This window comes from Promicromonospora sp. NPDC057138, assembly GCF_042670845.1.
In the GTDB taxonomy this organism is placed as follows: Bacteria; Actinomycetota; Actinomycetes; order Actinomycetales; family Cellulomonadaceae; genus Promicromonospora.
Genome location: NZ_JBHUUX010000002.1, coordinates 47,182 through 61,701 on the forward strand (window position 1 = coordinate 47,182; position 14,520 = coordinate 61,701).

Consider the following 14,520-nt stretch of genomic DNA (forward strand, 5'->3'; position numbering starts at 1 on the left):
CCACCGGACGACGAGCCCCCTGACCGACCGGGCCGCCGTCGTCCCGGACCACCGCAAGGAACTGCGCCCGGCTACGGCCGGGTGCCTGTGAGGACCCATGACCAAGCCGTTGCCGACACAACAGGTGGGGATGCCCGCACAGGGCCTGTACGACCCGGCGGCCGAGCACGATGCGTGCGGCGTCGCCTTCGTGGCGACCCTGCGTGGCACGCCCGGGCGCGACATCGTCGATGCCGGACTGACCGCCCTGCTGAACCTCGACCACCGCGGCGCGGTGGGGGCGGAGGAGGACAGCGGCGACGGTGCCGGGATCCTGACCCAGATCCCCGACGCGTTCATCCGCGACGTGGTGGGCGTCGACCTGCCGCCCGCCGGGATGTACGCGATCGGTACGGCGTTCCTGCCCACCGACGACGCCCAGCGGGACGCCGTCGAGCGCCGCGTGGAGGCGCTGGCCGCCGAGGAGAAGCTCGACGTGCTGGCCTGGCGCGACGTCCCGGTGGACGCCGGGATCGTGGGCCCGACGGCGCGCGCGTCCATGCCGGTGTTCCGGCAGATCGTCGTGGCCGACCCCTCGCGGAGCCTGTCCGGGATCGACCTGGACCGCCGCTGCTACCGCCTGCGCAAGCGTGCCGAGAACGAGGTGGGCCTGTACTTCGCCTCGCTCAGCGCCCGCACCCTGACCTACAAGGGCATGCTGACCACCGCGCAGCTCGAGCCGTTCTTCCCGGACCTGTCCGACCCGCGGTACGCCACGGAGCTGGCGCTGGTCCACTCGCGGTTCTCCACCAACACGTTCCCGTCGTGGCCGCTGGCCCAGCCGTTCCGGCTGCTGGCCCACAACGGCGAGATCAACACCGTGCGCGGCAACCGCAACTGGGTGGCGGCGCGCGAGGGCACCATGGAGTCCGACCTGCTCGGCGACCTGAAGGCGCTCCAGCCCGTGTGCTCGCCCGGCGCGAGCGACTCGGCGAGCTTCGACGAGGTGCTGGAGCTGCTGCACCTCAGCGGCCGGTCCCTGCCCCACTCGGTGCTGATGATGGTTCCGGAGGCCTGGGAGAACAACCCGGGCATGGACCCCGCGCTGCGCTCGTTCTACGAGTTCAACGCGAACCTCATCGAGCCGTGGGACGGCCCCGCCTCCCTCACGTTCACCGACGGCACCCTGATCGGCGCAGTGCTGGACCGCAACGGCCTGCGCCCCGGGCGCTGGTGGGTCACCGAGGACGGCCTGGTCGTGCTGGCCTCCGAGGCCGGCGTGCTCGACCTCGACCCGGCCACCGTGGTCCGCAAGGGCCGCCTGGAGCCCGGCAAGATGTTCCTCGTCGACACGGGCTCCGGCCGGATCGTCGGGGACGAGGAGATCAAGTCCGGCCTCGCGGCCATGCACCCGTACGGGGACTGGATCCGCGAGCACTCGGTCCACCTCGACGAGCTGCCGGACCGCGAGCACGTGGCGCACAGCCCGGCGTCGGTCCGCCGTCGTCAGCGGGCCTTCGGGTACACCGAGGAAGAGCTCAAGATCATCCTGTCGCCGATGGCGACCACCGGCGGCGAGCCGCTCGGCGCCATGGGCTCCGACACGCCCGTCGCGGTGCTCTCGCAGCGCCCCCGGCTGCTGTTCGACTACTTCACGCAGATGTTCGCGCAGGTCACCAACCCGCCGCTGGACGCGATCCGCGAGGAGCTCGTCACGGCGATCGGCAGCGCCATCGGGCCGGAGCCGAACCTGCTCGCCGACCTGCCGGAGCACGCGCGCAAGCTTGTGCTCGGCTTCCCGGTCCTGGACAACGACCAGCTCGCCAAGATCGTGCACGTCGAGCGCGACCGCGAGCTCGAGGGCGTGTTCCAGGCCGAGACGATCCACGGCCTCTACGAGGTGTCCGGCGGCGGCGCCGCGCTGCTGTCCCGCCTGGAGGCGATCTTCGCCGACGTCGACCGGTACGTCGAGGAGGGCGCGAGCTTCCTCGTGCTCTCGGACCGCGACGCCAACTCCGAGCTGGCGCCGATCCCTTCGCTGCTGCTGACCAGCGCCGTGCACCACCACCTGGTGCGCAAGCACACCCGTAACCGGGTGTCGCTGGTGGTCGAGGCGGGCGACGTGCGCGAGGTGCACCACGTCGCGCTGCTCATCGGCTACGGCGCGGCCGCGATCAACCCGTACCTCGCCATGGAGACCGTCGAGGACCTCGCCCGCCGCGGGTACCTGGCGGTCACGCCCGAGAAGGCGGTCGCCAACCTGATCAAGGCGCTCGGCAAGGGCGTGCTCAAGGTGATGTCCAAGATGGGCATCTCCACGATCATGTCCTACCGCGGCGCGCAGATCTTCGAGGCCATCGGCCTGTCCCAGGACTTGGTCGAGGACTACTTCACCGGCACCACCTCGCGGCTCGGCGGCATCGGGCTGGACGTCATCGCGGCCGAGGTCGCGGCGCGGCACGCGGAGGCGTACCCGCCGTCGGGCAACAAGAAGCCGGGCGAGCGCCTCACCACCGGTGGTGAGTACCAGTGGCGGCGCGACGGCGAGGACCACCTGTTCGACCCCGAGACGGTGTTCCGGCTGCAGCACGCCACCCGGTCCGGCCGGATGGACATCTTCCGGCAGTACACGCGGCGCGTGGACGAGCAGTCGAACCGCCTCATGACGCTGCGCGGCCTGCTGCGCTTCAGCCCCGACCGCGAGCCGGTGCCGATCGACGAGGTCCAGCCCGTCAGCGAGATCGTCAAGCTGTTCAACACGGGCGCCATGTCGTACGGCTCGATCTCGGCCGAGGCGCACGAGACCCTCGCGATCGCGATGAACCGCCTCGGCGGTCGCTCCAACACGGGCGAGGGCGGCGAGGACCCGGAGCGCCTGTACGACGCCGAGCGCAACTCGCGGGTCAAGCAGATCGCGTCGGGCCGGTTCGGCGTGACGTCGGAATACCTGACGCAGGCCACCGACATCCAGCTCAAGCTCGCCCAGGGCGCCAAGCCCGGCGAGGGCGGGCAGCTGCCCGGGAACAAGGTGTACCCGTGGGTCGCGAAGACCCGGCACTCGACGCCGGGCGTGGGGCTCATCTCCCCGCCGCCGCACCACGACATCTACTCGATCGAGGACCTGGCCCAGCTCATCCACGACGCGAAGAACGCCAACCCGCAGGCGCGCGTGCACGTGAAGCTGGTCAGCGAGTTCGGCGTCGGCACGGTGGCGACGGGCGTGTCCAAGGCGCACGCCGACGTCGTCCTGATCTCCGGGCACGACGGCGGCACGGGCGCCTCGCCGCTCACCTCGCTCAAGCACGCCGGCACGCCCTGGGAGATCGGCCTGGCCGAGACCCAGCAGACGCTGGTGCTCAACGACCTGCGCGACCGCATCGTCGTGCAGGTGGACGGCCAGATGAAGACGGGCCGCGACGTGATCGTCGCGGCGCTGCTCGGGGCCGAGGAGTTCGGCTTCGCGACGGCGCCGATGGTGGTCTCGGGCTGCATCATGATGCGCGTGTGCCACCTGGACACGTGCCCGGTCGGCGTCGCCACGCAGAACCCGGAGCTGCGCAGCCGGTTCACCGGCAAGCCGGAGTTCGTCGTGAACTTCTTCGAGTTCATCGCCCAGGAGGTTCGGGAGCACCTCGCGGCGCTCGGCTTCCGGAGCCTCGAGGAGGCCGTGGGCCAGGTGCAGGTGCTCGACACCCGCAAGGCCGTCGACCACTGGAAGGCGCAGGGGCTCGACCTGACCCCGGTGCTGGCGCAGCCGCAGCTCAAGGAGGGCTCCTCGCTGCGGCACACCACCAAGCAGGACCACGGCCTGGCCAGGGCGCTGGACAACCAGCTCATCGCGGCGGCCGCGCCGGCGCTGGAGCGCGCCGAGCCGGTCCGGATCGAGCTGCCCGTGCGGAACGTGAACCGCACGGTCGGCACGATGCTCGGCCACGAGGTGACCAAGCGGTACCGCGGCGAGGGCCTGCCCGACGACACGATCGACGTGACCCTGACCGGGTCCGCCGGCCAGTCGCTCGGCGCGTTCCTGCCCCGCGGCGTCACGCTGCGCCTGTTCGGCGACGCCAACGACTACGTCGGCAAGGGCCTGTCGGGCGGCCGCATCGCGGTCCGCCCGGACAAGGCGTCGGTGCTCGACGGCGCCAACGTCATCGCGGGCAACGTCATCGGCTACGGCGCCACGTCCGGCGAGGTCTACCTGCGCGGTCGCGTGGGGGAGCGGTTCGGCGTGCGCAACTCCGGCGCCACCCTCGTCGCGGAGGGCGTGGGCGACCACGCCTGCGAGTACATGACGGGCGGTACCGTGCTGGTGCTCGGCCCCACGGGCCGCAACGTCGGCGCGGGCATGTCCGGCGGCACCGCGTACTTCCTGGACCTGCGGGTCTCGCGGGTCAACCAGGCGGCGCTGGAGGCGGGCGAGCTCGCCGTCGGCGTCCTGGACGACGCCGACTGGGAGAACGTGCGCGACCTCCTGGAGCGGCACCTGGCCGAGACCGGCTCGACCATCGCCGCCGAGCTGCTCGCCGACCCCGCCGCCGCGCGGGGCCGGTTCAGCCGGCTGCTGCCTCCCGGCTGGGCGCGCGTGCGCCTGGCCCTCGCCGAGGCCGAGGCCGACGGCACCGACATCTCGGGCAAGACCCAGTGGGACCCGTCCGTGTGGAACCAGATCATGGAGGTGGCACGTGGCTGACCCCCGAGGATTTCTGAAGGTCCGGGAGCGGGAGCTCCCGCCGAACCGGCCCGTCGAGGTCCGGCTGCGCGACTGGAAGGACACCCACGCGCACCGCGCGGAGGGCCAGCCGTTCCTCAAGGAGCAGGCCGGCCGCTGCATGGACTGCGGCGTGCCGTTCTGCCACCAGGGCTGCCCGCTGGGCAACCTGATCCCGGACTGGAACGACCTGGTGTGGCGCGGCCAGTGGGCCGACGCGATCGACCGCCTGCACGCCACGAACAACTTCCCGGAGTTCACGGGCCGGGTGTGCCCCGCGCCGTGCGAGTCGTCCTGTGTGCTGAGCATCAACCAGCCGTCGGTGACGATCAAGAACGTCGAGGTGTCGATCATCGACGAGGCGTTCGCCCGCGGCCTGGTCACCCCGCACGTGCCGGAGCGGCTCACGGGCTCCACGGTCGCCGTCGTCGGCTCGGGCCCGGCCGGGCTCGCCGCCGCGCAGCAGCTCACGCGAGCCGGCCACACCGTCGTCGTCTACGAGCGGGACGACGCCATCGGCGGCCTCCTGCGCTACGGCATCCCCGACTTCAAGCTGGAGAAGCACCACATCGACCGCCGCCTGGCGCAGATGGAGGCCGAGGGCACGCGCTTCCGCCCGGGCATCACGATCGGCGAGGACATCAGCTGGGACGCCCTGCGCCGCCGGTTCGACGCCGTCGTGGTCGCCACGGGCGCGACGATGCCGCGCGACCTGCCCCTGCCCGGGCGGGACCTGGCCGGCATCCACTTCGCCATGGACTACCTGACCCCCGAGAACCAGGCGGTGGGCGCAGGTACCCCGGACGTCCTGCCCGAGGGCGCGCCGTCGGCCGCCGGCAAGCACGTCGTGATCATCGGCGGCGGCGACACCGGCTCGGACTGCCTCGGCACCGCGCTGCGGCAGGGCGCCGCGAGCGTCACCACGCTCGCGATCGGCAAGAAGCCGCCGCTCGAGCGCGCGGCGAACCAGCCCTGGCCGACCGACCCGATCCTGTTCGAGGTCTCGACCTCGCACGAGGAGGGCGGCGAGCGCACCTACCTGGCCTCGACGGTGGAGTTCCTGCCGGACGCCGACGGCAACGTCCGCGCCCTCAAGGTCGCCGAGACCGCCTACCTCCCGGACGGCCGCCGTGCGCCTACGCCGGGCACGGAGCACGAGATCCCCGCCGACCTCGTGCTCGTGGCCATGGGCTTCACCGGCCCCGAGACCGCGGTGCTGGAGGAGCAGACGGGCATCGAGGTCACCGAGCGTGGCCTGGTCGCCCGCGGCGAGGACTACGCTGCAAGCCTGCCGGGCGTGTTCGTCGCCGGCGACGCCGGCCGCGGCCAGTCCCTCATCGTGTGGGCCATCGCGGAAGGCCGCGCCGCGGCTGCCGCGGCCGACACCTACCTCCAGGGCAGCACCGAGCTGCCCGCCCCGGTGCGTCCGCGCACGTTCGCTCTGCGGGCGTGACCGGAGAACCCGTCCGGGAGTTGTACACCCCCACAGGGCGCCACGGCGCCCTCCATGCCTAGGCTGGAGACATGCGCAGAGCCAAGATCGTGTGCACCATCGGACCCGCCACAGAGAGTCCCGAGAAACTTCGGGAGCTCGTAGACGCCGGTATGAACGTGGCGCGGATCAACCGCAGCCACGGCGAGCAGGAGGCGCATGCGGCCGTCTACCGCAACGTGCGAGCGGCCGCGAAGGCGGCCGGGAAGTCGGTCGCCATCCTGGTCGACCTGCAGGGCCCCAAGATCCGGCTCGGCCGGTTCGCGGGTGACGAGAAGCACTTCCTGAACAAGGGCGACACGTTCACCATCACGACCGAGGACATCCTCGGTTCGCGGGAGATCGTGTCGACCACCCACAAGGGCCTGAACCAGGACGCCAAGGTCGGCGACCCGCTGCTGATCGACGACGGCAAGGTGCGCGTGCGCGTCACCGCCGTCGACGGGCCGCGCGTCGTGACCGAGGTCGAGGTTCCCGGCCCGGTCTCGAACAACAAGGGCATCAACCTGCCCGGCGTCGCCGTGTCCGTGCCGGCCCTGTCCGACAAGGACGAGGCCGACCTGCGGTGGGCGCTCAACCTGGGTGCCGACTTCATCGCGCTGTCGTTCGTGCGGTCCGCCAAGGACTACGAGGACGTCCGCCGCGTGATGGAGGAGGAGGGCCGCACCGTCCCCGTCATCGCCAAGATCGAGAAGCCGCAGGCGGTGGAGAACCTCAGCGAGGTCATCGCGGCGTTCGACGGCGTCATGGTGGCGCGCGGCGACCTCGCCGTGGAGATGCCGCTGGAGCAGGTCCCGCTCGTGCAGAAGCGCATCGTCGAGATGGCGCGGCGCAACGCCAAGCCGGTGATCGTCGCCACGCAGGTGCTCGAGTCGATGACGACGTCGCCCACGCCGACCCGCGCCGAGGCGTCCGACTGCGCCAACGCCGTGCTCGACGGCGCCGACGCCGTGATGCTCTCCGGTGAGACCTCGGTGGGCGACTACCCGATCCTCACGGTCGAGACCATGGCCCGGATCATCGAGGCGACCGAGGAGGCGGGCCGGGAGCGCATCGCGCCGCTAGGCTCCACGCCGCACACCCGCGGTGGCGCCATCACGCGTGCCGCCGCCGAGATCGGCGAGACGCTCGGGGTCAAGTACCTCGTGACGTTCACGCAGTCCGGTGACTCCGCCCGGCGGATGTCTCGCCTGCGCTCGTCCATCCCGCTGCTCGCCTTCACCCCGGAGCAGGACGTCGCCAACACGCTCGCCCTGACCTGGGGCACCACCGAGTACCTGGTGCCGAAGGTCGACAACGTCGACGCGATGGTCGACCAGGTGGACCGGACCCTGCAGGACCAGGGCCTCGCCGAGAAGGGCGACCTGGTCGTGGTCGTCTCGGGCGCGCCGGTCGGCGTTCCCGGCACGACGAACTCCATCCTGGTGCACCGCATCGGGTCGCACGTCGACGGCCGCGGCGCGAACTGATCGCGGTCGGCGGCCGGTAGCCCGGCCGTACCGAACAGGCCCGGACCCCCCGTACGGGAGTCCGGGCCTTCTCGTGCCCGGGGAGTGCCGGGCCGCGCCGGGTGGTGTCGGGCGGCGCGGCCGGTGGCCGCCGCCCGGGGGAGATGTCGCTATTGTTCCTTCTCGTGTCCCGCACCTCCTTCCCCTGGACCCGGCTCGGCTTCGCCGCCCTCGTCGGGGTCTCGCTCGGGCTCGGCTGGTGGGGCCTCGCGCTCGACACCAGCGACCTGCCCGGCCGCACCTGGTACGACGTCGTCTACCACGACCTCCAGCTCTTCGTGATGGGCGCCGACCCGGCCAGCGGGGGAGGCGAGCTCTCCTGGCAGCTCCAGGTGGCCCGGTTCCTCGCGCCCGGCACCGCCGTCTACGCGCTGTTCGAGGCGGCCCGCGCGCTGTTCACCGGGGAGATCAGGCGGCTGCGGGACCGGCGCGCGCGGGGGCACGCCGTCGTCGTCGGGCAGACCGACGCCGCCGACACGGTCGCGGCCGCGCTCGTCGCCGCGGGCCACCGGGTCCTGCGCACGCCGGACGCCGCCGGCCTGCACGACGTCGGCGTGACCGGCGCGACCGTCCTGTACGCGTGCGGCGACGACAGCACCGACGCGACGGCCAACGTGCTGACCGTGGCCGAGGCGGAGCACGCCGTACGCCAGGCCGGCCAGGGGCCCGAGCGGCTGTACGCCCACGTCAGCGACCCCGATCTCGGGGTGGCGCTCCAGGCGCGGCACCTGAGCTGCGCCGAGCCGGGCGTCGACTTCTTCACGCTGGACGTGATCGCGGCGCAGGCGCTCGCGGTGCGCGAGGTGCGGCGCATGGTGGACGCCCCGGGCGGGCCCGCCCCGCTGACCCGGGTCGCGGTGGTGGGGTCGGGCGAGTTCGCCAAGGCCCTCGTGGTGGGCCTGGCCCGCGAGTGGGAGCTCGCCGGGGACAGCGTGCGGCTGGCGGTTGACCTCGTGGCCGACGACGCCGAGCGGGTCGCCGACGCGCTGCGGGCCCGGTGGTCGCCGGTCGCCGAGAAGATCGACCTGCGGGCGGTGCCCGCGCTCGGCGCGGGCGGCCTCGGGGCGCCCGACGTCGTCTACGTCTGCCACGCGGACGAGGGCACGTCGCTGCGGGTAGCCCTCACGGCCACGAGGCTGTGGCACGGCGGCCCCGGGTCGCTGGTGCTCCTGCTCGACGGCCTGGCGGGGCTCACGGGCGCCTTCGGCACGGAGGCCTCGCGCGTGCTCGACAACCTGGACGGCCGCCTGCGGACCGTGACCATGCGCGACCTGCTCGCCGACGTCGAGCGCGCGGACGCCCGCGCCCACGCCGACATGTACGAGCGGATCGCGCGGGCCGTGCACCACGTGTACCTGCGCAACCAGCGCGAGCGCGGCGTCGGCTGGGGCGAGGTCCCGGCGATGGTGCGCTGGGAGGACCTCCCCGAGGACCTGCGGGCGTCCAACCGGGGCTGGGTCGTCGGGCTGCCGGCGCGGCTGGCGCGGATGGGCGCGACGATCGCGCCGCGCGACGGAGCGCCCGAGGTCGTGTTCGAGGGCGCCGAGCTGGACAAGCTCGCCGAGGCGGAGCACGACCTGTGGGAGTCCGTGCGGGTGGCGCAGGGCTGGCGCAGCGGGCCCGTGCGGGACGACGCCGCGAAGGTGCACCCGATGATCGGCGTGCCGTGGGCGGAGCTGCCCGAGGCGAACCGGGACAAGGACCGCGACGTGGTGCGCCTGCTGCCCGAGATCCTCGCGGAGTTCGGGCTGGAGGTCGTGCGGTTCGACGAGAGCCCGGTCGGCGACGAGAGCCTGGGCGACAGCGGGCCGGTCGAGCGCAGCGGCGCGGCGACGTAGACGTGATGCGGGCCGGGAGTGTTCGCCGTCCGCGTACTGCGGCGGGCGTCCACCTCGTGTGCCGGGTGTGGGACTCGAACCCACATGTCCTTTCGGACAGCGCTTTTTGAGAGCGCCGCGTCTGCCTGTTCCGCCAACCCGGCTCGCCGCTTCGCAGCGTCGTGCAGCAGACATCGAACCACACCCCTGGTCCAGGCCCCAACCCTGAGTATGCGGGACGTAGGATGTACCCCGTGACCGACGAGAACACCGAGAAGCTTTCCCTGGATCTGCCCCCGATGATCGATGCCGAGCCGGAGGCCGCTCCCGCCAACCCCTCGCGCCGCGCCGTCGTGGCCGAGGACGAGGCCCTCATCCGCATGGACGTGGTGGAGACCCTGCGCGAGGCCGGGTTCGACGTGGTGGGCGAGGCCGGCGACGGCGAGACCGCCGTCAACCTGGCCATCGAGCTGAAGCCCGACGTCGTGGTGATGGACGTCAAGATGCCCGAGCTGGACGGCATCTCGGCCGCCGAGCGCATCGGCAAGGCCCACGCCGCCCCTGTGGTGCTGCTCACGGCGTTCTCCCAGACCGAGCTCGTGGAGCGGGCCCGCGATGCGGGTGCCATGGCGTACGTGGTGAAGCCCTTCACCCCGGCCGACCTGCTGCCCGCCGTGGAGATCGCGATCTCGCGCTACTCGCAGATCGGCGCGCTGGAGGCCGAGGTCGCTGACCTCACCGAACGCTTCGAGACCCGCAAGCGCGTGGACCGTGCCAAGGGCCTCCTGATGACCAAGATGGGCCTGTCGGAGCCCGAGTCGTTCCGCTGGATCCAGAAGACGTCGATGGACCGCCGCCTCACCATGCGCGAGGTCGCCGACGCCGTCATCGAGCAGGTCGGCGCCTGACCCGCACTCTGCCCTAGAGCGGGTGAAATCCGGGTTTGCGAGTTTTGTGCTGGACGGGCCAGGACTAGTGTCTCTGCGGTCGGCCGCACCTGACGTCCGGACCCAGATCCCCGGGAGGAGATGAGCGTGCTCGAGATACGCCCTGCGCGCGAGGCCGACCTGCCTGCCGTTGCCGCGCTCGCCGTCGAGGCCCGCGACGACTCACCCACGGGGATCCAGCTCGCAGCCCAGCACACCGACCGCCTGCTGGAGCACCTCAGCGTGCTGCTCGCGGCGGGCGGGCACGTGCTGGTCGCGGAACAGGACGGGCGGGTCGTCGGCGTCGTGCTCGGCCGGGTCGTCGCGGCCTACCTCTTCGCGCACCGCGCGAGCCTGTATCTCGACATGGTGTTCGTCGCGCCGCGGGCGCGCCGCCACGGCGTCGGGCACGCGCTGCTCCGCGCGGCCACCGACCTCGCGGCCGTGCACGAGTGCGACGACATCTACTCCGCGCCGGTGCCCGGCAACCGCGGGGTGCAGCGCTTCCTCGCCCGGCTCGGGTTCGCCCCGGCGGCCGGGCACCGCGTGGCCTCCGTCGCCGCGCTGCAGCGCCGCCTCCTCGCGGCCGAGGGCGCGCCGCGCGACGCTGCGCACCCGCACCACCGCAAGTTCGGCCGCGCCGGCATCGAGGACCTGATCGCCCGACGCCGGCGCGCCCGGTCCGTCATGGAGTCCGGGCCCATCGACATGCGCCCGGTGGGCGGCGGCGCGCCGTCACGCCGCCGTCCCGCGAAGGCCGGCTGAGGCTCAGGCGTTCGGGCCGGCCCTTCAGGCCCTCCCTTCAGGCCCTCCCTTCAGGCCGGCCTCAGGCCAGCGTCAGCCGAGAATCATGCAGGTCAGGCGTGCCGTGCAGATCCGCTTGCCGGCGTCGTCGGTGATCGCTATCTCGTAGGACGCCGTCGTTCGGCCCAGGTGGATCGCCGTCGCAGTACCCGTCACGTAACCCTCGCGGGCGCTGCGGTGGTGCGTGGCGCTGACCTCGATGCCGACGGTCTTCTTGTCGGGCCCCGCGTGCGCCTGTGCGGCGAGGGAGCCGAGCGTCTCGGCGAGCACCACCGAGGCGCCGCCGTGCAGCAGACCCGTGGGCTGCGTGTTGCCCTTCACCGGCATGCGTCCCACGGCGCGGTCCGGCGCGACCTCCAGCAGCTCCATCTCCATGCGCTCGAAGAGGGTGCCTGTGGTGTCGGCGTCGCCGTACATGGCCCGCCAGTCGATGCCGGGCTCGATACCGGCCGGGTTGTCTGCCCCGGTGCCGGCCCCGGGGGGCGTCGCGGAAGCGCTCGTGTCAGTCATGCGGGCTATGTTGTCAGGCGTGACCTCCACTGCGCCAAGCCGTACTCCGGGCAAGCCTTCCTCAGGCCGCCCCCGTCTCCTGCTGATCGATGGCCATTCCATGGCTTATCGGGCGTTCTACGCGCTGCCCGACACCCTCGCGACCAGTTCAGGCCAGATCACCAATGCCGTCTACGGCTTCACGTCGATGCTGACGAACCTGCTGCGGGACGAGCAGCCGACGCACCTGGGCGTGGCGTTCGACGCCGGCCGCGTCACCTTCCGTACCGAGCGGTTTCCCGCGTACAAGGGCACGCGGGACGCCACGCCGGACGCGTTCAAGGGGCAGGTCCCGCTCATCAAGGAGGTGCTCGACGCGCTGCACGTCTCCTCGGTCGAGCTCGCCGGCATCGAGGCCGACGACATCCTCGCGACCCTGGCCGTGCAGGCCAAGGCCGCGGGCATGGAGGTGCTGGTCTGCTCGGGCGACCGCGACACGCTGCAGCTCGTGAACGGCGACGTGACCGTGCTCTACCCGAAGAAGGGCGTGTCCGAGCTGGCCCGCATGGACCCGTCCGCCGTCGAGGAGAAGTACGGCGTGCCGCCGGAGCGCTACCCCGACCTCGCGGCGCTCGTGGGCGAGACCAGCGACAACCTGCCGGGCGTGCCCGGCGTCGGGCCCAAGACCGCCGCCAAGTGGATCACCGCGCACGGCGGCCTCGCCGCCCTGCTGGACGCCGCCGACGAGATCAAGGGCAAGGCCGGCGAGAACCTGCGCGCGCACCTTGACCAGGTGCGGGTCAACCGCGAGCTCAACGCGCTCCTGACCGACATCGAGCTGCCGATCGGCGTGGCCGACCTCGCGCTGGAGGGCTTCGACCGCGAGGCCGTGCACCTCGTCTCGGACACCCTGCAGTTCGGCCAGCTCCGCGACCGCCTGCTCGCCGTGGACCCGGCCGGCGCGGCGGACGAGGAGAGCCCGGCGGGCGCCGACGTCGAGCTCGACCTGGCCGACGTCGCCCCGGGCGCCCTCGGCGCCTGGCTCGCCGCCCGCACGGCGCACGTGGGCGTGGAGGTGGCAGGCAAGGCCGTCCCCGGCGGAGGGGACGCCTGGGCCGTGGCCGTGGCGGAGCCCGGCGGCGAGGCCGCCTACCTCGACCTCACGCAGCTCGGTCCCGACGACGAGAAGGCGCTCGCGACGTGGCTCGCCGACCCGGGCGCGGCCAAGATCCTGCACGGCGCGAAGGCCGCAGCCCACATGCTCGCCGCACGTGGCATGGACCTCGAGGGCGTCACGTTCGACACCGAGCTCGCGGCCTACCTGTGCTATCCGGACCAGCGCGGATACGACCTGGGCGACCTCGCGGTGCGGCACATCGGCCGGGAGCTCAAGGTCGCGGAGCCCGACGGCGCGCAGGGCGCCCTGGACCTCTCGCTCGAGGGCGAGACCGAGGGGCAGGCGGAGGCGGTGCGCGCCCACGGCGTCGCCGAGCTGGCGACGGCCCTGGCGGGCGAGCTCGCCGACCGCGACGCCAGGCACCTGCTGGACGACGTCGAGCTGCCCCTGTCGGGCGTGCTGGCGCGGATGGAGCGCATCGGCATCGCCGCGGACACCGAGTACCTGACGGGCCTGGAGAAGCAGTTCGCCCAGGGCGTCGCCGACGCCGCAGCGGACGCGTACGCCGTGATCGACCGCGAGGTGAACCTCGGCAGCCCCAAGCAGCTGCAGGAGGTCCTGTTCGACCAGCTGGGCATGCCCAAGACCAAGAAGATCAAGACCGGGTACACCACCGACGCGGCGAGCCTGCAGGACCTGTTCGTCAAGACGGAGCACCCGTTCCTCGCGCACCTGCTGGCACACCGCGACGTGTCCCGCCTGCGGGTCACCGTCGAAGGGCTGCTCAAGTCCGTGGCCCCCGACGGGCGCATCCACACGACGTTCCAGCAGACCATCGCCGCCACCGGCCGCCTGAGCTCGACCGACCCCAACCTGCAGAACATCCCGATCCGCACGGAGGCCGGCCGGCAGATCCGGAGGGCGTTCCAGGTCGGTGAGGGCTACGAGTCGCTGCTGACCGCCGACTACAGCCAGATCGAGATGCGGATCATGGCGCACCTGTCGGGCGACGAGGGCCTGATCGCCGCGTTCAACTCGGGCGAGGACCTGCACCGGTACGTGGGCTCGCGCGTGTTCGAGGTGGCGCCGGCCGACGTGACGCCCGAGATGCGGTCGAAGATCAAGGCCATGTCGTACGGCCTGGCCTACGGCCTGAGCGCGTTCGGCCTCTCGCAGCAGCTGAACATCGCCACCAGCGAGGCGCAGACCCTCATGGACGACTACTTCGAGCGGTTCGGCGGCGTGCGCGAGTACCTCTCCGGCGTGGTCGAGGAGGCGCGCGCCACCGGTTACACCGCCACGATCCTCGGCCGGCGCCGCTACCTGCCCGACCTCACGAGCGACAACCGGCAGCGCCGCCAGATGGCCGAGCGCATGGCGCTCAACGCGCCCATCCAGGGCAGCGCCGCCGACATCATCAAGCTCGCCATGCTCAAGGTCCAGCACGAGCTCGACGCCCGCGGGCTCGGCTCGCGCCTGCTGCTGCAGGTGCACGACGAGCTCGTGCTCGAGGTCGCGCCGGGGGAGCGGGCCGCCGCCGAGGACGTCCTGCGCGCCGAGATGGGCTCGGCGTTCGCGCTCGACGTCCCGCTCGACGTCTCGGTAGGCACGGGCGCCACCTGGCACGAGGCGGGCCACTAACCCCTCCGTTGAGTGCTGGCTATTTGTGAGATGTGGAGG

Annotated in this window: 8 protein-coding genes and 1 tRNA gene; 7 read left to right on the forward strand and 2 right to left on the reverse strand. The window is 72.4% G+C overall.

The genetic code is table 11. The features are described 5' to 3' along the window. Positions 1-97 precede the first annotated feature (97 nt). The 4 genes from gltB (at position 98) to ACFT2C_RS01915 (ending at position 9,525) form a co-directional block, all read left to right on the forward strand. A complete protein-coding gene (gene gltB, locus ACFT2C_RS01900) occupies positions 98-4,669 on the forward strand; it encodes a glutamate synthase large subunit (RefSeq protein ID WP_377205309.1) in 4,572 nt (1,523 codons plus the stop codon). After that, positions 4,662-6,140 carry a glutamate synthase subunit beta gene (locus ACFT2C_RS01905; RefSeq protein WP_377205310.1) on the forward strand — a complete coding sequence of 493 codons (1,479 nt, stop codon included), beginning with the start codon at positions 4,662-4,664 and terminating at the stop codon, positions 6,138-6,140. Before gltB ends, ACFT2C_RS01905 begins: the two co-directional genes overlap by 8 nt. Positions 6,141-6,211: 71 nt before the next feature. Continuing rightward, on the forward strand, positions 6,212-7,648 hold the full coding sequence (gene pyk / locus ACFT2C_RS01910; RefSeq protein WP_377205311.1) for a pyruvate kinase: 1,437 nt from the start codon (positions 6,212-6,214) through the stop codon (positions 7,646-7,648). 164 nt (positions 7,649-7,812) lie between these two features. Further along, complete coding sequence (locus tag ACFT2C_RS01915) at positions 7,813-9,525, forward strand: RyR domain-containing protein (RefSeq protein ID WP_377205312.1); 1,713 nt, start codon at positions 7,813-7,815, stop codon at positions 9,523-9,525. 59 nt (positions 9,526-9,584) lie between these two features. On the opposite strand, the gene ACFT2C_RS01920 is transcribed toward ACFT2C_RS01915, so the two are convergent. Beyond that, positions 9,585-9,668 (reverse strand) — tRNA-Leu (locus ACFT2C_RS01920). 135 nt (positions 9,669-9,803) lie between these two features. On the opposite strand from ACFT2C_RS01920, the gene ACFT2C_RS01925 reads away from it, so the two are divergent. Continuing rightward, a complete protein-coding gene (locus tag ACFT2C_RS01925; protein WP_233257301.1) occupies positions 9,804-10,412 on the forward strand; it encodes an ANTAR domain-containing response regulator in 609 nt (202 codons plus the stop codon). Between the two features lie 126 nt (positions 10,413-10,538). Beyond that, complete coding sequence (locus ACFT2C_RS01930) at positions 10,539-11,195, forward strand: GNAT family N-acetyltransferase (protein ID WP_377205313.1); 657 nt, start codon at positions 10,539-10,541, stop codon at positions 11,193-11,195. Between the two features lie 72 nt (positions 11,196-11,267). Here ACFT2C_RS01930 and ACFT2C_RS01935 read toward each other — a convergent pair whose 3' ends face one another. After that, positions 11,268-11,651 carry a PaaI family thioesterase gene (locus tag ACFT2C_RS01935; RefSeq protein WP_377205516.1) on the reverse strand — a complete coding sequence of 128 codons (384 nt, stop codon included), beginning with the start codon at positions 11,649-11,651 and terminating at the stop codon, positions 11,268-11,270. 91 nt (positions 11,652-11,742) lie between these two features. Here ACFT2C_RS01935 and polA point away from each other — a divergent pair, with 91 nt between their 5' ends. After that, on the forward strand, positions 11,743-14,481 hold the full coding sequence (gene polA, locus ACFT2C_RS01940; RefSeq protein ID WP_377205314.1) for a DNA polymerase I: 2,739 nt from the start codon (positions 11,743-11,745) through the stop codon (positions 14,479-14,481). Positions 14,482-14,520: the final 39 nt, after the last annotated feature.

Excerpts from the sequence above, each read along its gene's own strand:
- gltB (WP_377205309.1), top strand. The coding sequence starts at position 98 with ATGACCAAGCCGTTGCCGACACAACAGGTGGGGATGCCCGCACAGGGC.
- pyk (WP_377205311.1), top strand. The coding sequence starts at position 6,212 with ATGCGCAGAGCCAAGATCGTGTGCACCATCGGACCCGCCACAGAGAGT.
- ACFT2C_RS01925 (WP_233257301.1), top strand. The coding sequence starts at position 9,804 with ATGATCGATGCCGAGCCGGAGGCCGCTCCCGCCAACCCCTCGCGCCGC.
- ACFT2C_RS01935 (WP_377205516.1), bottom strand. The coding sequence starts at position 11,651 with ATGTACGGCGACGCCGACACCACAGGCACCCTCTTCGAGCGCATGGAG.
- polA (WP_377205314.1), top strand. The coding sequence starts at position 11,743 with ATGCGGGCTATGTTGTCAGGCGTGACCTCCACTGCGCCAAGCCGTACT.